The sequence below is a fragment of the Alistipes sp. AF14-19 genome (assembly GCF_003461645.1).
GTDB classification, from domain to species: Bacteria; Bacteroidota; Bacteroidia; order Bacteroidales; family Rikenellaceae; genus Alistipes; species Alistipes shahii.
In genome coordinates, this window is the sequence record NZ_QTXM01000013.1 from 23,262 (window position 1) to 47,442 (window position 24,181).

The 24,181-nt window shown below is 50.0% G+C and carries 18 protein-coding genes and 1 pseudogene; 9 read left to right on the top strand and 10 right to left on the bottom strand.

Annotation, left to right across the window (positions count from 1 at the left end; translation table 11 throughout):
• Nucleotide 1: 1 nt before the first annotated feature.
• The 10 genes and pseudogenes from DWW03_RS11295 to DWW03_RS11340 form a co-directional block, all read right to left on the bottom strand.
• Nucleotides 2-1,636: a hypothetical protein gene (locus DWW03_RS11295; RefSeq protein ID WP_014775820.1), complete on the bottom strand. Its 1,635-nt coding sequence runs from the start codon at nt 1,634-1,636 to the stop codon at nt 2-4.
• A gap of 15 nt (nt 1,637-1,651) precedes the next feature.
• Nucleotides 1,652-3,481 carry a DUF4906 domain-containing protein gene (locus DWW03_RS11300; protein WP_118406774.1) on the bottom strand — a complete coding sequence of 610 codons (1,830 nt, stop codon included), beginning with the start codon at nt 3,479-3,481 and terminating at the stop codon, nt 1,652-1,654.
• A 7-nt stretch (nt 3,482-3,488) separates the two neighbouring features.
• Complete coding sequence (locus DWW03_RS11305) at nt 3,489-4,043, bottom strand: DUF3575 domain-containing protein (protein ID WP_118406775.1); 555 nt, start codon at nt 4,041-4,043, stop codon at nt 3,489-3,491.
• 6 nt (nt 4,044-4,049) lie between these two features.
• A complete protein-coding gene (locus tag DWW03_RS11310; RefSeq protein WP_118406776.1) occupies nt 4,050-6,650 on the bottom strand; it encodes a DUF4906 domain-containing protein in 2,601 nt (866 codons plus the stop codon).
• Nucleotides 6,651-6,711: 61 nt separating this feature from the next.
• A complete protein-coding gene (locus DWW03_RS11315; RefSeq protein WP_014775816.1) occupies nt 6,712-7,734 on the bottom strand; it encodes a fimbrial protein in 1,023 nt (340 codons plus the stop codon).
• A gap of 38 nt (nt 7,735-7,772) precedes the next feature.
• On the bottom strand, nt 7,773-8,243 hold the full coding sequence (locus DWW03_RS11320) for a DUF1896 family protein (RefSeq protein WP_014775815.1): 471 nt from the start codon (nt 8,241-8,243) through the stop codon (nt 7,773-7,775).
• A 36-nt stretch (nt 8,244-8,279) separates the two neighbouring features.
• Complete coding sequence (locus tag DWW03_RS11325) at nt 8,280-9,605, bottom strand: DUF3945 domain-containing protein (protein ID WP_081488109.1); 1,326 nt, start codon at nt 9,603-9,605, stop codon at nt 8,280-8,282.
• A gap of 129 nt (nt 9,606-9,734) precedes the next feature.
• Nucleotides 9,735-11,762 (bottom strand): annotated as a pseudogene (gene mobC / locus DWW03_RS11330) (conjugal transfer protein MobC).
• Nucleotides 11,763-11,911: 149 nt separating this feature from the next.
• Nucleotides 11,912-12,523, bottom strand: coding sequence for a hypothetical protein (locus tag DWW03_RS11335; protein WP_014775813.1), 612 nt, complete (start codon nt 12,521-12,523; stop codon nt 11,912-11,914).
• A gap of 1,507 nt (nt 12,524-14,030) precedes the next feature.
• Nucleotides 14,031-14,669, bottom strand: coding sequence for a hypothetical protein (locus DWW03_RS11340; protein ID WP_014775811.1), 639 nt, complete (start codon nt 14,667-14,669; stop codon nt 14,031-14,033).
• 293 nt (nt 14,670-14,962) lie between these two features.
• Here DWW03_RS11340 and DWW03_RS11345 point away from each other — a divergent pair, with 293 nt between their 5' ends.
• The 9 genes from DWW03_RS11345 to DWW03_RS11380 all read left to right on the top strand — a co-directional run bounded on the left by DWW03_RS11345 (nt 14,963) and on the right by DWW03_RS11380 (nt 24,174).
• Nucleotides 14,963-15,511, top strand: coding sequence for a hypothetical protein (locus DWW03_RS11345; RefSeq protein ID WP_042493601.1), 549 nt, complete (start codon nt 14,963-14,965; stop codon nt 15,509-15,511).
• Nucleotides 15,512-16,438: 927 nt separating this feature from the next.
• Nucleotides 16,439-16,747, top strand: coding sequence for a hypothetical protein (locus DWW03_RS16465; RefSeq protein ID WP_147344312.1), 309 nt, complete (start codon nt 16,439-16,441; stop codon nt 16,745-16,747).
• A 29-nt stretch (nt 16,748-16,776) separates the two neighbouring features.
• Entirely contained in the window at nt 16,777-17,082 is a 306-nt protein-coding gene (locus tag DWW03_RS11350) for a helix-turn-helix domain-containing protein (RefSeq protein ID WP_022044126.1), read from the top strand.
• Nucleotides 17,057-17,287 (top strand): helix-turn-helix domain-containing protein, encoded by a 231-nt coding sequence (locus DWW03_RS11355; RefSeq protein ID WP_022044125.1) that lies wholly within the window; start codon nt 17,057-17,059, stop codon nt 17,285-17,287. Before DWW03_RS11350 ends, DWW03_RS11355 begins: the two co-directional genes overlap by 26 nt.
• 18 nt (nt 17,288-17,305) lie before the next feature.
• Nucleotides 17,306-18,496 carry a hypothetical protein gene (locus tag DWW03_RS11360; protein WP_042493598.1) on the top strand — a complete coding sequence of 397 codons (1,191 nt, stop codon included), beginning with the start codon at nt 17,306-17,308 and terminating at the stop codon, nt 18,494-18,496.
• Nucleotides 18,497-18,505: 9 nt separating this feature from the next.
• Entirely contained in the window at nt 18,506-19,531 is a 1,026-nt protein-coding gene (locus DWW03_RS11365; protein WP_014775808.1) for a hypothetical protein, read from the top strand.
• Between the two features lie 124 nt (nt 19,532-19,655).
• Complete coding sequence (locus DWW03_RS11370) at nt 19,656-19,829, top strand: transcriptional regulator (RefSeq protein WP_014775807.1); 174 nt, start codon at nt 19,656-19,658, stop codon at nt 19,827-19,829.
• Nucleotides 19,830-19,890: 61 nt separating this feature from the next.
• Nucleotides 19,891-20,928 (top strand): YhcG family protein, encoded by a 1,038-nt coding sequence (locus DWW03_RS11375; protein ID WP_014775806.1) that lies wholly within the window; start codon nt 19,891-19,893, stop codon nt 20,926-20,928.
• A gap of 525 nt (nt 20,929-21,453) precedes the next feature.
• Nucleotides 21,454-24,174, top strand: a complete 2,721-nt coding sequence (locus tag DWW03_RS11380) for a BACON domain-containing protein (protein ID WP_220399779.1) — start codon at nt 21,454-21,456, stop codon at nt 24,172-24,174.
• The last annotated feature ends 7 nt before the right edge of the window (nt 24,175-24,181 follow it).

A 24,181-nucleotide genomic window follows, 5' to 3' on the forward strand; every position in this document is an offset into this window, starting at 1 on the left:
CTTAGTTTTTTAAAAGTTCAGCTATTTCCGGGTCCAGATTTCCACGGAAGAGCATTCGTTCGTCCAATTCGCAGGCTTTCAGGAAATGTTCCCGGCCTTCGGTTTTGCGGCCCAGCCGGGCGCATGCAACGGCTTTGAGGTATTCGGTTGTATGCGAACGCTCCAGTCCGTTCAGCATTTCCAACGCCTGAGCGTCATATCCCAGCGAAAGGAGCGTTATCACGGTGTTGCGGTCCCGATAGTCATTGAGGATATATAGCGCCTTTGCATATTTTCTTTTTTGTAGCAGGTTTATGCCCCGCATATAGGCGGTATCGACTTCTCGGGTGTGTATGGTGTCTTTTACCATCCCGACACGCCGCAGGTCGTAGCGCATCGTCACAGCACGCAATGAGGGATAAACCGATTCTTTGAGGTATTGGTAATCCTGCGGATATAGTTCACGTATTGTCCGCTCCCGGCGGTCGGGATCGGAGTCGGTGTCGATCAACTTCAGTATTTCGGCGCGGTGCTGTAGGTTCTCGTCGCTGCGGATACGGGTTGTCAGCTCGTGCCAGTCTTCTGCGATCCACCGTATCTGCATAAGTGTATCGACTTGGGGGCCGATACATTTGCGCAGGTAGCCTTTGAGGGCATGGGCTCTGCCCTGCGCCAAAGTGCTGTTGCGGGCATAACGGCCTTCTGGGGAGGCCGAAGCGGTCAGCACGATGCTGTCCACGAAAAATTCCCGCTGGCCGATCAACCCGGCCATACGTGTCCTGATCTTGTCAAGTTCGGCGGCGTTCCGGCCGAGGGAGTCGAGAACGTGCGTATCGTTCAGGCGGAATTGGATGTAGTTTCTGTCTTGAACCGTGGCGTATTTTTCGATTATTTTGATTTTATAGCGGGTGGTTGTATCGGCAAAGGATAGCATTGATGACACATGGTAGGTCAGCGTATCGGAAGGGGGCAGTTTGTAGTAACTCTCGTCGAGTGCCATAACCCAGCCCTGTAAGGTGACAAGCATCGTTTTCGAGGTTTCATCCGTAGGTACTTCCTGCGAATAGTAGTATGAGATATGCCCCGGATGTTGAACGATGCTGTCCAGTCGTGAGCCTTCGCTGTAGGGATATTTTACAAAGCGGGCGAAAGCTCTTTCGGCTCCGATTTCCGAGGGGTTGAATACGTGCAGGTATTTGTTGTATTGCCAATAATCGCGGTCCTGAACACGGGAGAACAGTCCTCCGCGGATGGTAATGTCTTGCAGGGGATGTGCTTCTCCGTATTTATGCAGATAGGGAATTACCGCGATGCTGCGGCATGTACCCTGTAATTGCCGGGGCATGTCAATTACAAAGTCGATTGTAACTTTCCCCAGTCGTTCCGGGAGCGTTCGGGTTGTGGCGCGGATCGTCACCTCCTGTATCTGCATCGCCATGATGCGTTCGCCGTTCTCCTGCACCTCTGTCGGCACGAGGTAAAATCGGTTACTATCGCGCTCGATCTTCAACGCGGGTGGCTGGTAGGTCTGCTGCTCGCGTTCGTACTGTTCGCGGCTGACGTGCAGCACGTCCGCGCGGTATTGGCGACGTTCCAGATGCCCGGTTATCGAACAGCCGCAAAGCAACGCGGCCAAGCATACGGCAATAGTTTTCATTATCCTTTTCATTTTCTACTGCAATTTATATTCGACCAATCCGTTATCCGATGTGCGCTTAAATTCTGCGGTGTAGGATGCCACCGTGAACGTTGCATAACTCCCTAATCCGCTCAATGATACAGACCCTTTTCCTGTCGTGTGGTCGGCTTCGATCTTCACCGTTACGATATACTGCTTCTTTGTCACGGTCCCGCCGAAAGAATATATATCCGCATTGGCAGTCACTTTCACGGTCAGGTCGTCCACTACGGGCTGCGAAGATTCCACGGTAACATAGAGCAGACCCGATGATGTGCTGAATGTCGGTTTGAGGTCGGCGGTGGCCTTAATACCCATTACCGATGTGATGATCTCCGCGCTGTGGCCGTCGGCGTCCGTGACGGTAATTTTCAGGGGATTGGGACCGACCATATTCGGTTTTACACGCAACGTATAACTGCCGTTCCCGTATTGGGTGAATGTTGTCAGAGGAACGTCGGAACCATAGCGACCATAGTACACGGACGGAACACCTTCCACTTTTACGGTGTAGTTCCCGGAGTAACCGGGTTGTGACACGGTATAGTCGATATATGCCCGGTCATAAACCGTCAGTTCATTTCCCTGCTGGGTATAGGTTATCGTCAGCTCCGGGTTCTTGAATCCTGTTGTCAGCACGCGCTCCATGCTGAATCCGTATTTGTCCGTAACCGTCAGGCGGAGCCGCACGTCGCCCGGCTCTGCCTGCGTATAGCTGATGTCAGCCGTTACGGTTCCGTTGCCCGAAAAGAGCGGATAAGGTGTGTCGGGGTTCCGTTCCACACCGTCGATGGCGACTATCCCCGTCCCGGCGTCGATATGATAGGACAAGTAATAGACATTTTCGGTGTCGTTCGTGGATGTAAGCCGCAGTTCGGTTGTTGCAAGTTCCCCCGGCGCATGGTTCCCGGCAAATGGCGTGACGGTGAGTTCTGCCGTCGATACCCGCCAGTCCACGGTGTTCATGCCGAGGATGCGGGCGTCGATGTTGTAAACCCGGTTGCGGCCGACATTAAAATCCGTCGTGTTGTTCGCGCCGAGGTAAATGCGGTACACAACCTGCGTTCCGTCGGCTTCGCCCGCTATGGCTATGTAGGTGGCATGTTCCGGAGCGCGGGTTTGGTCTTTCTGCTGCTGGTAACCGATACCTGCAACCTCTCCCTGCCTGTTCTCCAATAAATAGTAGGTTGCGGCATAGGTCGTGGCCGACGTTTCTATGGGCGGCATGTCGGCAACGGCTTCGCTGCTCTCGGCGCGGCTGGAGCCGAAAAGAGTAGCAGAACGGGGAACGCTGCGAAGCTGTATAAACTTCACGCGGAAAGACTTTGCGAAATCCGCGGCCACGGTGTAGCTGAAATTGACCTTTGCCACGGCGCGAATGAGCGATACGGCGATCTGCGTGTCACCGCGCACGGTGACGGACTGCTGCGCGGACATGGGAAAGGGAGCATCCGCGAGGACCGCAGGATCCCGTTCGACGTGCAGCGTACGAACGAAATCCTGCGTCCGCTCGCCTGCGTCGTGTCCGAGGTTGGCAATGGCATACAGCGTGTAGTCGCCTTTGGGCAGTTCCAGTACGACGGGGCGCACCGGAGCAATATAGAGGTGTCGGGCCGGGTCGCCGTTCGCAGGAAACAAGTACAGGTTAATGTCGTCAATGCGGGTGTCGTCCGTCGCGGCGCGTGTCGGGGACATGGCCCCGCAGCGGAACGTCATTGCAAGCTGCTGTTTGGCCTGCGTCGCCGGGTTAAGCTCTATGTCCGAATCCGAGCAGGCGCAGCAAAAAAGCATCATGCAGACGACGGTATAAATAAGTTTTTTCATGCTGCTGTTAGAATAAGTAGTTAAAACTGATCTCCGCCCGCGAGGGGCCTACAACCCACCGCTTGTAGTGGTGTATGAAGATGGATTCGTATTCGGGCGGGATGCGGTCGCGGCGGGTGTCTTTCATGTAAAAGACCCCGATGCCGATTTCGGCTGTGACGTTCCATCGCTTTGAGAGCAGCCAAGCATAACCATAGCTGAATCCCAGCCCGGCCATGCCGCCTTTGTAGTAGCGTCGGGAACCGCCGTACAGGTAATTTCCATAGGTTAGCTGGCCGCCGATGAAATGGCCCACGAACGCTTCGTAAAGCCAGCGTTTCGTGCCGATCTGCGCGGCATATAGCCGACAACTGAACGAATCGGAGTTTATGGGATTCCAGTAGGCGGAAACGTCGAGCGTCCACTTGTCCGCGACGGCGGCATCCACTCCTACGTTCACCGTTGCGGTGAGTGCGGCCAATGCGTTTACTTTGGCGCTGAAAAACTGCGCTGCGGCCAACTGGGGTTTGCCCCAAAAAGCCAGCAGGCAAAGCGATAAAATGATGATGTGTCTTTTCTTCATGGCTTTTTATTCTCTGATGCACCGTATGGGATTTGCGGCGTAACGATAGTAATCAGAAGTGTCGATAAACGAGGGTACGGAACCCGTCGAGAAAATAATCGAGGTGCAGGAAATATCGCCATACCGACAGGATGACGTTCCCCAGAACATATAGTAGGGCGCATTGGTATAAAGTCGTCCGAGCTGTCCGTTATTCATAAAGCGAGTTTCAACGAAAGTCCCACCGATAGGAATATTCGTGGTACGATTACCATTGTAATGAATCGTTACATAATAGGGCGACGACTGACTTACCCGCTCGATTCCGGCAAAATCTTCGGGGCTGGGAACTTTCCAACCAACGGGGCACGGGTCATAGATAGATTTGTAGCTTACCTTGCTGATATTGTTGTTGCTTGTCGTGACGTTACCCCAAAGATTCGGATGATGATTGTAAAGCCAATCCACAACAGATGCCCATTCTTCCCAATCTTCGTACATGGCATCGCTCATAAAGGTTGTCGGGTGGGCAATCGACCACTCTACGGTCATTACGTCATAGGGGCTTTCAGTTCCGGCATTCCGGGGATAGCTGACATTAAATGCGAATCCTTCGGTATAGACCACTCTTTCACGTTCATCGCTGTTGCAGCTTGCCGGATGGATGAACGGGTCTTTGCGGCCCCATTGGTAATACAGCCCGCGGGATGCGGGCTGTGTGCAATCGGTAGTGATCGCTCCGAGGTTTCGATCCATGAACACGGCCCCGGAAACATAGGTCTGTGCTGTCGATGCCGGGTCGTAATCCACGGACCAGATATGCCACGACCAAATGCAATTATCTGTAACGTCGAACAATCCTATCACGGCGTTTCCCCGCACGGTCCCCGTCGAGAAAGAGATACGGCTGTCTGCAAACATTACATCTTCGACAACTTTGCTATCCGATTCCCAAAGCATACGAGCGGAAATCCCGTTAAGATTTAGGGCCCAAATATTCTTCGTGTTTTTGCCGTTGCCCTGCACGGTTGCATCGAAGGAATATTCTGTATTCAGTTTGGGTGCAATGTAGCAATTTGCCGTACCGTCGCTGTCCAGCGGAGATGTCGCAGGCGAGAATTTCGGATAGATAGCAGCGTTGGCCGATTTCGGCACATAGAAATAGGTTGTCGATATTGAAAGCCGCGTCTTATAACCATCCGTGGAGTACCATCCCTCGAACCGATAACCTGCCGCGGGCAGTGCTACCAGCGTGCAGCCCATTTCGTAACACATTGCAATATGGTCACGCACTCCGGTGACCTGTACGGAATACAGCGCGTCGGAAACTTTCACCTTGCCTTTGCCATTGTCAGGGGTATCGACTATAACGTCGAGTTTGTTGGCAAAGCGCCGTTCAAATTTGAAAGACTGCGCATAGCCGCCGTCGTCCTCGATTGTCACGGTGTAGGAGAATTGTGAATCGGCAGACGTATATACGGGTTTGTCGTAATGCAAATAATATTCGTTCAATCCCGGCTGGTCCGTTAGCTCCAGGTCACGCCCGGAACCGATGGGAGTATCGTTCACGAGAATATGCCCCGTGTCCCCCGAAGCCGTTATCCGCCCGCAAAGCGTCAGAGGTGCGGGGTTACCATCCACCTCGATTAACAATTCTCCATATTGATCATTGAGGCAATAGCCGCCGATCATATTGCCGGCATACGTGTCGTACACGTTAAGGGTGTAGCTGCTGATGCGGGTATCTACTTCGTTGTCCCCATTGATGGTGATATTGAATGTCTGGATTGTGTTACGCCCTATGTCGAAATTATCAGTATTATTTTCTCCAAAATAGATAGAATATGACAGTACTTTCCCACCCCGAACCGCCCGCACCAGCAAATAGGATGCGTTTTTGGGGGCGTTCCGGGCGCTTTTGTCGGCTTGCGAAGTAATGCCCGGAACGCGGCCCTGCCTATTCTCGAAGATATAGCATACGCCCGAAAATGCCGCGCCCCCGGCGGCCGGGATTTCCGAGTAGAATCCGGAAGTATAATCGGCCTTGTTTTCGGAGGGCCGGGCGGAGGTGAACAGCAGCGAGGTGCGGGGAATACTCATCAGCCGCACGGATTGAAGTTTGATGTCCCCTGCAGTATTGGCGACACGAATATTATAGGCGATCTTCGCCACGCAACGCCGGACCTCAATAGTCGGGAGCGTAACCACCTCTCCCTGCGCCGAAGCTGCAATCGTTACGGTTGTCTTCGCCGACATCGGCAGATCGTCATACGCGGGTCTGGAAGCTATGGAACAGGCTTCGAGTTCTGCCGGGGATAAGTCTGCCATATCCGCATGGAGGTTCGCGGCAATGTAAAGGTCGTATTCTCCGACGGGACATTCGAATTGCAAGAGCGGCGACTGCGTATAAATGTGAAGTTTGAATGTGTTGCTTTTCCCGAACAGATATACGTTCAGGTCTTTAATCTGCGTTTCGTCGGTGGCGCGGGTAATGCGGTCTGCGGGTCGGGCCGTAATGCCCACCTCTACGGACACGTTTTTTATCGGCGCATCCGCGGCTGTTTTATCGTGTATGCAGCCTGTAAACCAGATCGAAAGGGAAAGCAATGCGAACAGTAAATATTTCATCTGTGATTGTTTAAACCGCCCGCGCCCCGAAAGGTGCGGGCGGTGTTGGTGAATAATTCGGTTATGCTCCCAGATCGACGGACTGCGTGATCGGGCTTTCCCACTCGGCGACCGACACGGAGACTTGGCAATCCTGCCCCACGAGGCCCGTGAGGTTAGCTGCGATACGGTAGTAGCCGTTGCGTGCGATCTCGCCCCCGGTCTTGCCTGTCAGCGGTACGGTATAAACTACCTCCATGCGGTCGGCGGTCGTGGATGCGTTCCCGTCGGCGTCGTATGTCGCGGTGATCTCCAGCGCTACGCGGCTTGCTTCGGCGAGGGGGCCGTTCTCGAAGAGGTAAAAGAGGTTGTTATACTTCCCGGATGTTGCTGTCGCAGTCTGTGTGTGGGTAAAGCTCATGGCTCCGGGTGTCGGCGTGGCCGGGGCAATGATCGGCGTCTGGCTGGCGGCCCGCAGCAGCTTCGTACCCGTTACGGTCAGGGTCCCGGAATACTTGCTGGCGAACGCCGGGTCGATGGATGTCTGCACGGCGACTTTGGCGACGGTACGTTTGAGTGTCAGGGGCACGGATGTCGTGGAGCCGTCAGCAACGGCTTTGCTCACTCCGGCAGTCATTACGAAGCCCCCGCTGCGCTTGGCTTTGGTCGAAACTTCGGCGAACGTGCCGTTGTAGTCGGCGGCGGCGGTCTCCAGTTTGGCGAGCAGCGCGGATTTCGTGGCAATGCCCGACAGCGACAGATTAGCGACGGCATAAAAGTCGCAGGTCGTACCGGCCGTGGCATGCGGCAGGGCGAACGTTGCGGAGCGGGCCGTGAGTTCGGATGCTGTGAAATTGCGCAGCACGATCAGGTCGCCTTTGGCGTTGAACACGTACACGGAGAGCGAGGACAGGGATTTCTCCCACGCTTCGGCGGCCGCGGCTTCGGCAAAGAACGCACGGGTCGGGGTTTCGTCGGTGAACGTCATGGTTACGGTTGCTCCGTGGGTATCGGGCTTGGGGTCCGGTGTTCCGGTTGCGGGTTCGTCTTTGTCGCAGGAATACAGAGCGAGTGCGGTCAGCGCCGCGATAAACATTTTTTTCATTGTTAATAGTGTTTTTTCTGTTGTGACAGTTGTAATTTTTATCGTTGGTTTGCCGGGCGTCCCCGCCGTGGCGTGTAAATGTTGTTTTGTTGAAAATAGATTCGAAGTGTGTTTGTCAGCTCAACAATCAAGTGATTATATTCGCTGCGGGCTACCATGCCATCATCGAGGTTATATCTTGCGAAGACATCTTCGCAATACGTTTCCAGCGTTAAGGCGAGCGAACGTTGCCGATGGGCGGGAATCATCGGGAATTCAGTTGCCAGAATACATCGCAGCGTGTCGAAGCGGGAGAAGATCAGATCTTCATAAAGGACTGTATCGGCACGGGCTGAAGCCGCAAGAGGGCTTTCACCGGATTCAATAGCTTCCTTGTAAGTCTGGGCCGCAAGATTACTGCGTGTGCCGATGAGTTTATAAGCATGGATGAGCCGGGGGTGTCTCTCCCGGATGAACTCTTCAAGTCGGTTCCGGTAATAGAGAGGGTCTGTTAATTGGTTTCGTTTCATGCCTTGAAGAATTCGCCGGCTGTGACCGGCTTTGGTTTACATCCTTGGGCCCTGACTCCGGTCCTGTCCTTCTTCGGGGATGTGAGGCGCCATATAGGGGGCTTCCTGCGGCTCCATCGATTCGGGAGGATCACTGATCGGTCCCTGCGTCTGAGTCTGCTGTAGGCTTGCTGCCTGTTTCTGATAGTCGATGAACTCGCAGGCATTGGTCTCAGTGTTAAGTCTGAAATCTTGGGTGAATGGCCTTCCGTCCCGTCCTTTGTAACGGTAGCCTTTCATTACTTCGCCGGCGAAATATTTATCGACCTCTTCTTTCGGCATTTGGGTCCTGATATGTTCCGGGAGATAAGGACGTTCGTAATGCGGGTCGTCTACGACGTAATCCCTGCGGTGAACATCGAAATGCGCATGACCGGAGAAATGGTTGTCGTTGCCGGAGTAATTACAGTTTTCCAGCAGCACACTGCCGCCGCGTTCGAATTCTTGTTTCCGCGAAGGGCCGATGAATTGCCCGAAGATGTAATCCGGAATTCTGACATCTTTGCAGGGAACATAGATCATGCGCTGAGTATCTTTGTTGAAGCCGACAAAGCAATACTCTCCGTCATGCTGCATCAGACGGTTCAGGGTCTTCTTCGCGCGAAGATCGTTGATGTCTTGTTTCGTCAGTTCCCTTCGCAGACGTTCGTCCGTTCGGTATTCAGGTTCGGAAAGAGCAGATTGAGCCTTGAAGCCGATTTCCCCGTTTTGGTCGAAAAAACAGTGCAGAGAATAGGTACTCTCCTTGGTGATATGTCCGGTTTGCACCGCTTTGACCGGGTATAATTTGGTCTGTCTGCCGACTTCCAGCAGTTTGAAGGCTCCGTCCTTTTTCATTTGTTCGATGTCGAAGCCCTCGGCGGCCAGTTCCGCGATCGGCATACGGGCGATGTCGAAGGTGATCCGGTTGAGCTGTGCCGTGTAGGTCCGGTACTTCTTGACGGTTTCAAGAATCACGGCGTTTTGGGGATCGTCGGAGAGCTTGCGAAGTTCCTCGCCGATCAGCCCTACTTTGTCGAAGGGAACTTTGTAGAGTTCAGGAATGGTTTTCCTGTCGCGGTTTTCGGCGAACGCCCGACGGTACTCCATGTCGAAGAAATTGGCGACTTCGCGGCAGTTGTTGCACTCGTAAAAACGAGGCTGGTTTTTCCCGGAAGGTTCAACCCAGATTAAACTCGGCGAGCCCTTCTCGTCCTTGAGGGCGCTGACGACTTTGACGCTGCCATCCAGAGGATAGCGTAGCAGGATGGTTTCCTTGTTGGGATCAGGGCGAACGGGCATCGTTTTTTCCGCCGGTTCTGTTTGTTTTTCTTTTTTTGCCATAATTAAAAAATATAAGGTTTAGTGGTCCTATGATGCGAAGATATATTGCTGATTATTAGATTGTTCTCCGTGTCACCCGTTGGCGCTCGCAGTCCGTTCCTGACACTATGGACCAAGGAGCGATCCGGTTTATTTTCCGCCTGCAGGCTGTTTGGGCTGGGGAATAAGATGCCGGAGTTTGGGGTCGTTTTTGATGCGTTCCATCTCATCCTTGATTATTTGGTTGACCTCGGAACGGATGCGTTGGTAATTATCCTCGACTTGTGTTTCCATGCAGTCATTTCCGTTCTCATCCTGAAAGATTGTTATATCCGGAATCGGGACATAAGCGGCAGTCTCGCGTGCTACGGCGTCGTTGTCAACGACAATCTGGGCATGGAATATTTTCTGGTCGATTTTCTCATCGAAATTATCACAGACTGATCCGACGAACATGCCTTGACTGAGGTTTGAAATCTTGGAGGGAGGAATCAGACTGTCGAGTTGCGTGTTGATCGACGTGGATTTTTGTTCCGGGGAGATTGACATGGATTCACGTCGCTGGAGGATTTTACCGAAACGTTCTGAGATGGTTTTGGCGGTTTCTCCTACGACCTGTCCACAGAAAATATTTCCGACGGTATTTTGAATGACTTTGGACTCTTTGTCCCCGTAATCGCGGGTAAGCTGCGAAAAGTCTTGCAGTCCGAGGCACACAGCGACTTTATTGCTTCGGGCCGTGGCAATAAGGTTATCCAAGCCGCGAAAGTAGATCGTCGGAAGCTCGTCGATGATAATGCTGGATTTGAGTTTGCCTTTTTTGTTGATAAGACGGACGATGCGACTGTTGTAGAGGCCGAGGGCTGCGGAATAGATATTTTGGCGGTCCGGATTATTGCCTATGCACAGCACTTTGGGTTCTTGGGGATTGTTTATGTCCAGTGTAAAATCATCTCCCGACATGATCCAATAGAGTTGCGGGGAGATCATACGTGAAAGAGGAATTTTTGCCGATGCAATCTGGCCCTGCAACTGATCCTGCGCTCCACCGCGCCAGGCATCCATGAAAGGTGACAGGTAGTTCTCAAGTGCGGGATATGAGGTTAGTATGACAAAGAGATCAGCATAGCGTTTATTCAGCAGTTCGATCGCATGCGGGAAGGTGCAAAACTTTCCGTCTTTGTAAATTTTTAGATACCAGATAATTGCCGCCAGAAGAATAATTGGCGATTCCACGAAAAAATCGCCCTGTTTGGTAATCCATGTTTTATTGAGATTCAGCATAATGGTGTACGCACTCTCGTAAGCGTCCGAGATGTCGGTCATAAATGCCGGATTTATTGGATTGCATCGGTGTGATTTCCTCGGATTATCGAAGTTGATGACATAGAACTTCGGGGGTGTTTTGTAACAGTGGAGATGTTTGCGCAAGTGGTTGTATACAATGATCGATAGATCATCGAATTTGAAATCATAAACATACATGGCGAAACCTTTCTCGATCTGCTGTTTGATGAATTGATTAATTACGCAATAGGATTTTCCGCTGCCCGGGCTGCCGATAACGGCGACTGCCCTTGCTGGATTTACTACATTTGCAAATCCATTGTGCCATTGTTTGTTATAATAGAATCGTGTTGGTAGATTTACGGAATATTCATTCTTGATTAATCGGGTTTCCTGCATGAAACTTTCATTCTCATCGTTGAATGGGTCATCCATCATACGCTCCGACATCATCCGTCCAAGCCAGATGCCTCCGGTGAGTAGGAAAACATATCCGATCGCCAAGATGATAGCATACAGGGAACAAAGGAGCATTATGTCCCCGCGTATATGTAAAAAGATGCCGCAGCCGAAAAACAGCAGGGTCCCCAGTGATAAGCAGGAGATGATTTTTTTGCGGGTTATCTGTTCATTGCGCACGCTCCGCGTCCCCCAGCATGAAAGAGCGAGGAATAGCAGGCAGAAAAGTTTTGAATAGATAGGAGCTTTGAAAAGATGCGATGAACGGTGAAAACCGGAAAGGATTCGGTTTATGGTCGGGTGCGTTCAGCCGAGGGATTCCATCCAGTCGAAACAGAACCAGTAGATATGAATTAGGAGAATGAGAATGCTCAGTGCCCGCATAAATTGCATGACTTTGGCAAGTCCTCTCAGGTCGTCTTCGCTTTGCATGCCGTTAAGATTTAGGTCCGGCAAAGGTAAATTGCAGGGATGTTTTTGGTGCTGATTTCTGGGTCTTGGCACTCATTGGCACTCATAGGTCTCTCAGGACACTGAGGAAAAAAGGGCTGTTATAGAAACAGCCCCGGAAAGTTTAGGCGTTACTGTTGACTCAGGCGGATCAATATCTCCCGCATTTTGTCGAGCAGAGGTGTTTGGTGGATTTTGCGGTTGATGGCTGCGTTGCGGAGTACGGCATAATTGGGTATTGTAATATTGAATGCCCATTCGAAGACCCGGATAATTTCGGTGAGTTTTGCGAGTCTTTTTTCTGCCGTTACGCACAGTCCCATTTCGAAGAAAGGAGTAATGATTTCCACCAAGTTCGTAGGATGGAACCCTTCGCTCAGATGCAGCGGGGAGACAAACATCTTTTCATTTTGTCCGGCAAAGGTCGGATGAGACAGCTCGAAGGTGATGATTCGCAGTTCTCCGCGCAGCACGTTCAACGCTTTGCTGCAGTAAAGTTCTGCCGTTGTATCCCGGTCCGGGATTGCATACAGACGTTTTGGGATTTGCTCAAGTTCGATACGGGCGTGATCGATGGTCCGCATGACTTTAGAAGAACATTCGCTTTCGGTGAGCTTTTCGGCATGCCGGCAGAAGTTTTCATACGCATTCTGCCAGACGCATGGTTCCAACTGCACATGGGAGGCTTGGGTCGCTTCCTTCAACAAGGATAGCAACTCCTCTTGGATCAGGAGATTGTCCATAAATTTAAGTGTTAGGATTAAACAAAAACCCCAGGGCTGGGAATCTCTGGGGCAGAATTGTCTTCCATGTGCAGCTTGAAAACTATGAATGTCCGGATAGGAAAAGTAATAGTTCTCTGCGTTCGGATGAACTGAGAAATTTAGAATGGGAGAAAGGGTGTCATCAAGGCTTCTTGGGGAAGGCTTGATGATTAATGGTAATAGGACATGGCATAAAAAAGCAAAATACTCAGTTGCGGCTTTTAGTTTTAAAGTGGTTCTACGTTATTTACCTTCTATCTGAACATAATTGTAACTTTTAGTAAAGACGATTCATTGGGAGAAGAAACCCAATTCGCACCTGAAAATCATAATAAATATTTTAAGCCTGAGCATGAAGCAAGGTCCCATGATAGTATTAGAGACTACGGCAACTAAAATAAGTAATCGAAGGTTCAATGGATATTGTGTTGCTTTCGCCCCCCCCTATATCAAGAATGGATATGCCGTTGCATGGCGGGTGCGAAAAGCCGAAGAATAATGATCTTTTGGTTTAATATGGATCGGGAGATTATTGCGGCTGTATCCGAGAATTTTCCCCATCCCGGCTGGCGCGGGAAGCTGCATGCCTCCGCGGAAGGAGCAAAAGAAAGGACGGGACGATGTAAGCCATCGTATGCCCTAACAGACTTTGGTGCATCGCCCGTCCTGTACCCGGCGGCGTACACGACGCACCGGGCGGGGTTATTTAGATTTGGTTGGTGGGATCGAAAAGAGGGGGCAGCAACATCGCCGGCTCTTGCAAAACCGGCGTTCCCAGTTTGAATGTCTAATCCTACACAGTAAACTGCCCCCAGACTGTTGCCACGGCATAAAGCCGGGTGATGGGTTTGAAGAAAGCGGGAACGGCGGATGCGCGGACTTACCCGATCCGCGCGATCCTCACTTAATTCGTTATATTCTCCCTTTTCCGCTGTTCCCGCTGTGATAACGGGATGCGGGGACGTGTGACCCGCATCCCGACCCTCTGTAAATAAGCCGTGACAATTTGCACGTTGGTCACCATTGGTTTTATTTAGATTCGGGTTTTTGCAGCCCGGACCCTCGGCCTCGGCCGTGTTGGTGTCCGGGGGTAAAGATACGGATGCGGTTCCGGTTACTTGATTGTTGTGGGAGTACGTCCGGATGGACGCTTGGGGTGGAACCGCATCCGTTAAGAGTTGTGCCGCCGTTGTTTTTAGACAGTGAGAATCGGGATGGGGTGCGGAGGTCTCTGCCTTCCCGCAATAACCGTCCTTTTCGTCCGAGTTGCCATAGGCTTGAACCGAACGAAGAACGGCGGCATATATCGTGTTTGTGGTGAAGTCGAAAAAAGGGACGGCCGGGATTATCATCCTCACGCGGCGAATGCATGAGTTACCAGATTTCAGAGCCACTGCCGTCCCTGTATATTTCCCGCCGCACGGCGCGACGACGCCCGACGATATGGTTTCGCCGTGCATGTTCCGCCGTATGGTAAGGGATCGTGTCATTTTGTGCCGGATTTTTCGAGTTCTTCGCGGATAAAGTCCAACGCGGCCAGCTTGTCGAATTCGGCCCGGATTTTCGTCTTGGCTTTGCGGTTGAAGCGGTTGATGTAGGGACGTATCTTTCCGGCATCCCACTTGGTCAGGCCGTAGCGGTTGATGATTTCGGGGGTGAGCCGGATGGGAGTATTGAGCCGCAGATGGCGTTCGCATTGTTCCTGCAGGAATTTCATGTAGAGCTGTTTGAGGAGCTTTTGCGAGGGTAATTCCGCTTTGCTGTTTGTAAAACTCGTCCCCAGAGCAACGAGTTCGAATTCGTCGATACGGTGGAAGGTGCGTTTTTTCGCCAGAAATTCTTTCAGCGTGTATCGTTCGCGGGGGTACAGCCATCCGTCTACCTCATGGCTGCCGTTGCGGTTGTTCCAGTACAGCAGGCGGTCGTAAGTCCTTTCGACAGCGAAATAGTCGAGGGGCAGGTTTTCGAGCAGCACGTAGATGTGATGCTGTTCCTCGTACAGGGCCGTGAAGAAGTCGAGCAGGTATTGTTTCATGTACCTGATTGGATAGCCGTAGATTTCCCGAATCTTTTCGGCCGTCGCTTCGTCCTCGTAGGGCGGGAGGTAAAACAAGTTCTCTTTCATGGGGAAATCCGGGTTTGGTGAGAAGAAAGCGAGCCGGCTGATCCGCACGCAGAGACGGACTGCATTGGGGATGCTGCATCCGAATCAAGGCGAATCAACCTGCTCGCACGTCCCGCAGTAGGTTTGCAGGACGGAGTTACTTCTGATGCTATGAAAACTCCACTTGGGAAAGTGGCTGGAGAAAAAAGCGCACCGCGGCTGCCTATGCATCGGGAAAATCCGACATTCGGAACCACACCGAATTTAAGTTTATACCGGGGTGCGTTTGGTGAAAAAACGGGCGCGGGGACACTATGAAGAATTTTGTAGTGACGCAACTTCACACAGAAATGTGTCACCCACGCCCGGCCCGGATGCAGCGACATCGCGGGAAGGTTCAAATGGTTAGCTTGGTTGGTATTGATAGAAGAAACCCCGGCAAATGTCACGGCGGATCGGGCTTCCTTGCACTCGCCCGAAGTTACAATAACCTCAAATTTAACCTTTTTAAAATATATTGGCCGTGGCAAATTGCCGGGGTAAAACTTCGAGAAAAAAACGGGGCGCAGGTTGATCGGGCCTGCGGCCCCGACCCTAAAATTATGCAGCCGACTCTGCGGCCCGTTTTCCAATGGGGCATAATTTTTAAGGGTGATAGCGCCAGCGTTTTGGCCGGGAGACCGGACCAGATTGCAGGCAGAAAAAACGGGCGCGGGGACACTATGAAGAATTTTGTAGTGACGCAACTTCATGCAGAAATGCGGACCCCGCACCCGGCCCGGATGCTGTTGCATCGCGGGGAGGTGGTGAGCTTGGTGGATAAAGTTAGATATAGAAGAAACCCCGGCAACAGGCACAGCTAAGCCCGCCGATCTGAGCAGACCGCCGGACGCCAAAAACGCCTCCTTCTTCTGATTGATTTTCCGTGACATTGTAACCGGGGTTAGTTGTTGTTCAACTTTCCCGGCCCCTTACGAAAAACGAGCGCAGGTGCAGTCCACTCACCGGCCTTCGGAGCCTTAGCTGGTACTGTCCTTGCGCCCGAAGCTCCTGTGTGAAGCTGCGGGCCGGGTGTTTCGGATAACCTATGCACCCGGCACGATGTCAATTAAAAAGACACGGAGCGCAGGTACAGACCTCTCCCGCTCGGCCTTCGGAGCCTCAGATCGACGATCTGCCCTTACGCCCGTGCCCGTCCCCACACCGAGGTGTAGGGACATAACACAGGTTTCAGACAATTTTACGTCGATCCTTAAACCTACCTAAAAGGTAGTCCGAAGTTTAGCGGGAACAAGTAAAGGTTGTCCTAACCTTTATTCTTTACAATATGTCACGGCAAAGGCCGTGTATTACTCCGCAAAGATAACATAACTTTTTCGTTTTAAGTTGATGCTATCCGCCGAAATCGTCCCTATACTAAAAAGAGACGGAACGTGAACCCGGCCTATCGAGGATAGGCCCACGCTGTCCCCTGCACGAGAGGTATGCGTGCTTGCGTTACTATGTCCCGTAGGTCGTGGAATACCCGTAAAGCCTAATAACACAAGAAGCCCACGCCCGTCAAGGTGTAGTGCCTGTAAAGTACTGCTTTCCGACGAGCGTGGTTACGACCCGTCGTGACGCCTCTTATTGCCGCTTTACTGTAAATTTCCACGTTTACGGGGCAGCAACGCGATTCACGCCTTTCGGCGAGTTCGCAATTCAAAGGTAAGTACTAAATCTTTCTTCTGCAACTTTTTTCTCAAATAGATTACAGGGCTGGCATCTTTTTTTTCTATTTTTTCCGTGTAATGGGCGATCTGGGCCGTTATGAAGGTCTGCATCGACGCACAAATACCCGTCACCGGGGTATCGGTACAATCATCGCGCCGGGCTTGTCAGCCCGCTGCCCGTATATTATTGAGGGTAAACGGACTTATTTGCCTGAACTACGGCTGAACCGCCTGTCACTATCTGCAATTAAAGTCTCCATGTCGAATGTTATTCTGCCGCAAATATACATTATTTTCCTTTCTACACACGATTTCCGTTCCGAAAAAGACCCGGTAAATCAATTATTTAGCCTGTTTTTTTATTCTCTCAAATCAATTACAACATAATGTATTTGAGATTTCGAGTTCTTTGTATTATGGTAAGAATTCCCAGAAACGAAGAACTTGTCCGTTACATAGCCTACCGGCTGCGGGAACTGCGTTTGGCGCGGGGCCTGTCGCAGGAAAAGGTGTTGTTTGAAACAGGCGTCCGTGTCGAGCATATCGAAATGGGGCGCAACAACATTACCATCTCGACACTCCATGCCCTCTGCACCTTATACGGCACGACCCTACATGAATTTTTCACGCCTTCCGTTGAGCCGGAAACAACCGACGCACCTGAACCGACCGACAATCCGGAAATAAGCGACGACCATGAGCAAGAAACACATCCGCAATAACGAGGTGATCAATAGGATCGGGGCCGGGTTCCGCGAACTGCGCAAAGCCGCGGGCAAGGGCCAAAAAGAGGTGATAAAGGAGACCGGCATCAATGTCGGCAACATCGAAGCCGGCCTGTTCAATCCGATGCTCGACACCATCGATCGTCTGTGCCGCTACTACGGCACGACGCTGGGCGAGTTTTTCCGGGAGTTGGAAATGTAACACCAATATAAGGAGAATATGAATACCTACATTACATCTGAAAATATCGAAGAGATCAAGCGTCGGCTTGATTTTTTGGCGAATAATTATGATGTTAAATATAAAGATGTAAAAATAGGTGTAGATTCTATTGAAATTTTATTTGCAGAGGAAAAAGATTACATAATATATCCTGTTGAAGATTTTTTACTCTACACTAATAATATACAATCCTTAAAGGGGGTAAACGAAAGTACAGTCCGAACAGATAGTATAAGGCAGTCTGTTATTAACCTAAAACATGCAAGGTTATTCATAGATGTATTTTCTGACATACACTATACTGTATTGTTGGTTGAGAGTCCCTTACTAATAGGGCTATTAAATAATGTAGAGAAATGCACTGAAGATGAGCGATTATGTTCGCCATGTTCATCATTTTCTGCCATTGAGATAAGATATGATTCCCCGGAATATGTTTTACCCGAAGAACAAGAGAGTGATATTATTAACCGTGTTTTGTACTATTTGATAGATAAATACAATTTTATAAATTTTTCTCTCGACAACCGTTCTGTTCGCAAGGTGAAATATACGATCAAATTAGATTTGACAAAGGATTCAACCCAAACACATCCAATTCAAATAGCTTCTTTACCTCATTGTTCGCCTATTCTGGATTTATATTCTGAAGCCCTGCTAATAAGAAATAACGATATTAAATTCCTGTATTTCTATAAGGTGATCGAGTATATCTCTCCAATAGTCGCCAAAATCAAGGCCCATGAAGAGTTGTGCCGGAAATTCTCTTCCGGGATTCCGGCAACTGGGAATGTCGATTCTCTGGATTCCGGATTATCCATGAGGGCACACGATAAACACATAAAGGATCGTGACCTTGTAAAAATCGTAATGGAACAATGCGACATCGTTAAGCTCTACGAATTCCTTCCAGAATGGGTGCAGGAGCGGTGTCTCAAAGAAACAAAAGCCAGCAAACAACAATCCGCCATCGGCATTGTGGCGGAGAAAGAAAGGACGATCAAGAATAAGGTTGCGGTCATTCTTTATGCCACGAGGAATAGTATCGTACACGCGAAAGCCAATTTCAAACCAACAGAGAACGAGTGTCCTGAGAAAGATTTGTATCAGCTCAATATTTTCATGCGGAAGTTGTGCAAGGATTTGATCTCTTGGAAAGACAAACACCCGGAAATCACGCTCAAATAATAAGGGAATATGTATTCAGACAAATTACTACTGCTCAAACTCGATGACATTCAAGAGGGGCTGTATCGGCTCGACTACAATCTCAATGCTTCAGACAGCCTTGCTATTTCGAAACTGTCGGATATGTCTACAAGCCTTTCCGATATACAGAATTGTATTGTTGCGCACAGTCAGAACACATTTCTTGGTGTGTCTTGGGACATTCTATTACCGGCGTTAATCTCGCTCGGTATTTTTATTTTAGGAGTCTGTATTAACATTTTGTATCGGAGAAAACAAAAGCAGGAAGAACGTGAGGTTGTAAAAGACGCTATCGTAATCTGGGCAGAAGAAAATATACCTATTTTGCGGAAGTACATTCATTCGATAAAGACGCTCGCTGATAAAATTAAGAAATCGGACGAAATACTGCCTCAAGCCTTTCCAGTGCAGCAAATTACCATTGATGTACTTTCGCAATTTACCATTGATCGGCTGACTGATTCCCTGCATCGAGGTATATCAGAAAAAAATGAAATAAAAGGAAAAAAACTAAATTCCTATTTGTCAAGTGTATCATATTTAATCAGCATACAACCTGAGATCAGAAAGATATACGACGATTATAATTCATACAGCAATAAATTTCTTTTGGAATGGAATGAGCTTTGGCCTGCCTACCAGCAGGATGTAGCATTAAATTATAATAGAATTATTAATATGCCTATGATGTCCTCAGAAAAGGTATATTACTCTATTTTGACAAATCTTATTACCGTTGCTTTAAACGCCATTCCATCAGTAAATCCGCAATTTTCACGGTTACATAACCTTATATTAGTGATAAAACAATTTGACAGCTCTGTTGTAAAAAGAACCCCTGCAATTATAAAGACGCATTTTCTCGCAGGTAAAGTTTTTGTAATTGCAGAGCAAATAAATGCAATGAAAGAGTATAGCAAAAATTTTGCAGCTTATGCAAATAATATTGAAGCTTCTGTCGAGAAGTTCGAGCAGGCAGTTGAATTTTTCAAGAAAAATAAAATTGTACTTTAAAAATTATTCCTACGACAGTCCAGTGACACGCCCGGACTCTTCTCCGGCTTGAAGATGAGAGAACACCTGAAAGAAATGTGATGCTTTTAAAAGATTCCGGTCTTTTCCTGCAAACTTTATAAGAATGAACCCCGTTACTCACCCCGAACAATGGAACTTCAGACCATCCAAAATAAAATCTACGAGATACACGGCCAGCGAGGTCGGCGGTTACAATATATCCGTCACCACTCTCGAAAGACTCTGCAACTATTACGGCCTGACTTTCGAGGAATTCTTCGAGGAGCTGAAAATGTAGGGTAATTCGGATATTATTTTCTACCTTTGTTTTATCTTTTTTCCAATCTAATTAACCCGTTATGAAACCCGTACTGGAGCGCACGTTTATCGACGACATTAAACGTCTGATCGAGGATGCCCGTCTGAATACCTATGCTGCCATCAACGCCGTGATGCTGGAGACCTATTGGAATATCGGCAAGCGGATCGTAGAGCAGGAGCAGCATGGCAAGAGCCGTGCGGAATATGGAACGCAGTTATTGAAGGTGCTTTCCGAAGAACTGTCCGCGGCATTCGGCAAAGGCTTCTCGGCTCGCAATTTGCGAAATTACAGGCAATTCTATCTATCTTTTCCCCATGATGAGATTTGGCACACGCGTGTACCAAATCTTACATGGTCGCATATTCGAACCTTATTGCGGGTTACGGACGATGCGGCCCGCATCTGGTATTTGAATGAAGCTGCACAAGAAATGTGGAGCGTCCGTACACTTGATCGCAATATATCGTCGCAATACTATCATCGTCTGCTCCAATCACCGAAAAAGGAAAAGGTCGTATCGGAAATGAAATCCCTGACGGCGGCGTATGAAAAGGACAAGTTGGAGTTCATCAAGAATCCGATGGTTGCAGAGTTTCTGGGCTTGGCGTCCAACATGGATTTTACCGAATCCCGGCTTGAAAGTGCAATCCTCACGCATTTGCAGAAATTCATTATGGAGATGGGTAAGGGCTATGCTTTCGTCGCCCGGCAGCAGCATATCTCTACCGATGCAGGGGATTATTTCATTGACCTGGTATTCTACAATTACATTTTAAAGTGCTTTTTGCTGATCGACCTGAAAACCACCCAGATTTCGCATCAGGATGTCGGGCAAATGGATATGTATGTCCGCATGTACGATGAGTTGAAACGCACGGACGGCGATAATCCGACCATCGGATTGATCCTCTGTACGGAAACCAGCCGCGACATCGCCCGGTATTCGGTGCTGCATGAGAATCCACAACTATTTGCTGCAAAATACCTGACCTACCTGCCCAAAGAGGAAGAGTTACGCGAGGAGATTGAAAGGCAGAAAGAAATTTATAGTTTACAACAAGTAGAGGAAAAATAGTCCGCCTATGAACTTTTTGATGAGGGTATAATCGTCCGGGATATGTCGCACACAGCAATCCTGAAAGAGTAACAAGAAAACCGAATACACTTTATCCTATACGTCGTCCTTTATGGGCGACGTTTTTTACAGACCATCCAGAACAAAATCTACTAAATGTCCTTTTTGCGCGTGTTTTATATTCAATACCTGCCGAGATACAGCCATTCTGACCTGCGGTCCGAAGTCTTCATAATCGATTCGTTTCTGCGCATATACGAAAATTGACCGATTTCCCGAATCGTTGTGCTATTCGCAAAATTATCCTATATGGATTTATTAGTAGAAAATTCGGGCATTCGAGTAATAATTGAGAAACAGCCTCGAAGATTTCTTTGAAATAATTTATTATATTGAGCAAAAGTCGATAACTTGGATCATTCTAAAACATGAACGGTTATGACACGTCCCTTCCCATGTTTCACGCATCCGTTTCTCTGGATTTCTGCCGTGTTATTCTTTTCGCAATGCAGCAGAAGCGACAACGTGGATAATCCACCCGTACCACCTGATCCCGACAAACCTTTTCTAACCATCACGCAGGCACTACCCGCCGCGCCTTTCGGTGCGCAGGGCGGGAGCGCTGTATTGATCTTCTCGACCAATGAGCCGTGGCGCATTACCTCGGAGACCGCTCCCGAATCGGCCGTCGATGCCGCCGCTTGGTACGACATCGCTCCCCCTTCGGGCGATGCGGGCGGGGAGATCAATGTTACGGTGACGGTGGACCCGAATGAGGAGTATGCCGGGCGGGGCTTTACACTTATCCTGCGGGGCGAAACCCTCGAAGAGCGCATCGAGGTCACGCAGGCGAAGAAGAACGCGATCATCGCGGGCGACAACCGGCTTGAAATCGGCAGTGAAGAGCGGACACTCACAGTAGAGGTGCAGTCGAACGTAGACTACACCGTATCGGTGAAAGAGGGCGGCGAGTGGATCGAGGAACTTCCCGAATCGCGGGCCGCACCGGGGCTCGAAGAGCGGACACACCGCTTCACGATCTCTGCCAATCCGGATGCACAGGAACGCACGGGGCTTATCGTATTCAAGGATAAGGCGTCCACCCTGTTCGACGAACTGACCGTCGTGCAGGCGGCGTGGGACGACCCTGACCCGGAGCGCTCGGCGCTGCGGGCATTCTACGACGCGGCCGAAGGCGGCGGCTGGACCCACCGCGAGAACTGGTGCAGCGACAAGCCTCTGGGCGAGTGGTACGGCGTGGAGACCGACGCCGAGGGGCACGTCACGGCCCTGCGGCTTGCGAAGAACAACCTCGCGGGAACCGTGTCGTGGGAGATCGCAAAACTCACGAAGCTGCGGCATCTGGATTTGAGTTGGAATGCGCTCGAAGGGCCCATCAGCGTCAATGACGGAAAAGGGCACATGATTACCGGTCTGGACGACCTGATAGAACTGGAAACGATCGACCTTAGCTATAACCGCATCGAGGGCGGTTATCTTCCCGATTGGGCCAAACTGAACAGATTGCAGTATATAAATCTGTCGTTCAATAAGATCACAAGCGGGTTACAGCCTTGGGCGCATTTGTTCCAAAGCGGGCGGCCAATAGACTTGATCCTGAACAACAATTATCTCTATGGGAAAATCCCGGACGTTATTCAGAACCATCCTCAGTGGAGCCGCATCGCCCTCCAGTGTATCCGGCAAGACTACGGTAAATTCGGAGGAGTATCATACAGCAAGGATATCCACCTTCCGGACTTCACCTTTACGGACTTGCGCGACGGCTCGCAGGGCAGCATCCGCGAGGTGTACAGCGGCAACATCCGGACGATGATCCTGCACTGGAATCCCTTGCAGGAGGATTCGAAGACCTTTCTGGAGACCACTGTCCGGCGGGTGCATACGCTCTTCGGCGGACAGGGCTTCGCTGTGGTGGCGATCACTCCCGAAGGGGAGGAGTACAAACAGGCAGCGGAGCAATACCTCCGCACGTACGACGTGCCCTATCCCGTGGTGACGGACTATGCCGATGCCGAGGGACACCGCGTGATTCTGCCTGCCGAACCCTATCCGAGCTATTTTCTGGTCGATCAGTACGGCACGTTCTCCAACGACATGTTCACGGGGCAGTATTGCTCCACAAGCCTCTACCCCGAGGAGCCGTTTCTGATAGATTTCATGGCCCGGCCGTTCCAGCATACGGACGACCTGAACACGCAGTTGAAGAAGGTATTCGGCAACAGCTCCTACCAGAGTACCGACTTCTCGATGGATAAGCAGTTCGAGACCCTGCAACGGGCGACCAAGGGCAAGGGCATCGACATCGTATTGATCGGCGAAGCATTTACCGACGTAGACATTGCCACGGGCTACTACAAGCAGGTCATGGAGTTTGCTATGGAATCCTTCTTTGCCATCGAACCCACCAAATCCTACCGCGAATACTTCAACGTACACATGGTATATGCCGTGTCGAGGGATGCCTATATCGGTGCGTTTGACAGCGGCGGTCAGACTGCATTAGGTGTGCAAACAGAAAACAGCCGTCAGTGGTTTTACATTTACACCGCACAACAAAGGCTGGAATCCTATTATCGTCTCCCTGTCCTGGCATATGAAAGGCCGGTACATTCGGTCGGGATCGTTATCAATGGGGTCAAAGGAGGAGTTACTTATATGCGGGAACCGATATCCGGGCCAAATTTTGCCTTTACAGGCTATGTCTATGGAGGACGCAAGATGTCAATGGGGACATTTATTCACGAAACGGCCGGTCATGCTTTTGGCCTTTTAGGTGACGAATACAGTACTTCTGGATTCGACCCTGGACAGCCGTTCGAGATTCCGGATTATGAAGCAACAAGATTGAGAAATGAACAAAAGAAGGGTTGGTATCTGAATCTCTCGCTGACCAGCGATCCGAAATCGGTCTATTGGGCACATCTGATCGGACATCCGAGATACCCCTATGTGGGTGTGCTTCAAGGAGGATATTATTATGCATTTGGGGTTTGGAGATCTGAGTCTTATAGTTTGATGGATGAATCAGCCGATTTTTATTTCAATACCATCTGTCGGGAATTGATTGTCAAGCGCATTATGGCGCTAACTGGCGAAGAATATACATTTGATAAGTTTCTGGCCAAAGACAGCGATAAAGACAGACCCAATCTGTCAAATTCACAATCACAACGGACCAAAGATCAAGAACGCAGACACCAGCCGCCGATTATCGGGGAGTAAACTGAGA

Excerpts from the sequence above, each read along its gene's own strand:
- DWW03_RS11370 (WP_014775807.1), top strand. The coding sequence starts at position 19,656 with ATGAACCCCGTTACTCACCCCGAACAATGGAACTTCAGACCATCCAAA.
- DWW03_RS11335 (WP_014775813.1), bottom strand. The coding sequence starts at position 12,523 with ATGGACAATCTCCTGATCCAAGAGGAGTTGCTATCCTTGTTGAAGGAA.
- DWW03_RS11345 (WP_042493601.1), top strand. The coding sequence starts at position 14,963 with ATGAAGAATTTTGTAGTGACGCAACTTCACACAGAAATGTGTCACCCA.
- DWW03_RS11355 (WP_022044125.1), top strand. The coding sequence starts at position 17,057 with ATGAGCAAGAAACACATCCGCAATAACGAGGTGATCAATAGGATCGGG.
- DWW03_RS11320 (WP_014775815.1), bottom strand. The coding sequence starts at position 8,243 with ATGAAACGAAACCAATTAACAGACCCTCTCTATTACCGGAACCGACTT.
- DWW03_RS11360 (WP_042493598.1), top strand. The coding sequence starts at position 17,306 with ATGAATACCTACATTACATCTGAAAATATCGAAGAGATCAAGCGTCGG.
- DWW03_RS11325 (WP_081488109.1), bottom strand. The coding sequence starts at position 9,605 with ATGGCAAAAAAAGAAAAACAAACAGAACCGGCGGAAAAAACGATGCCC.
- DWW03_RS11340 (WP_014775811.1), bottom strand. The coding sequence starts at position 14,669 with ATGAAAGAGAACTTGTTTTACCTCCCGCCCTACGAGGACGAAGCGACG.
- DWW03_RS11310 (WP_118406776.1), bottom strand. The coding sequence starts at position 6,650 with ATGAAATATTTACTGTTCGCATTGCTTTCCCTTTCGATCTGGTTTACA.
- DWW03_RS11375 (WP_014775806.1), top strand. The coding sequence starts at position 19,891 with ATGAAACCCGTACTGGAGCGCACGTTTATCGACGACATTAAACGTCTG.
- DWW03_RS11365 (WP_014775808.1), top strand. The coding sequence starts at position 18,506 with ATGTATTCAGACAAATTACTACTGCTCAAACTCGATGACATTCAAGAG.
- DWW03_RS11305 (WP_118406775.1), bottom strand. The coding sequence starts at position 4,043 with ATGAAGAAAAGACACATCATCATTTTATCGCTTTGCCTGCTGGCTTTT.
- DWW03_RS11300 (WP_118406774.1), bottom strand. The coding sequence starts at position 3,481 with ATGAAAAAACTTATTTATACCGTCGTCTGCATGATGCTTTTTTGCTGC.
- DWW03_RS11295 (WP_014775820.1), bottom strand. The coding sequence starts at position 1,636 with ATGAAAACTATTGCCGTATGCTTGGCCGCGTTGCTTTGCGGCTGTTCG.
- DWW03_RS16465 (WP_147344312.1), top strand. The coding sequence starts at position 16,439 with ATGGGCGATCTGGGCCGTTATGAAGGTCTGCATCGACGCACAAATACC.
- DWW03_RS11350 (WP_022044126.1), top strand. The coding sequence starts at position 16,777 with ATGGTAAGAATTCCCAGAAACGAAGAACTTGTCCGTTACATAGCCTAC.
- DWW03_RS11315 (WP_014775816.1), bottom strand. The coding sequence starts at position 7,734 with ATGAAAAAAATGTTTATCGCGGCGCTGACCGCACTCGCTCTGTATTCC.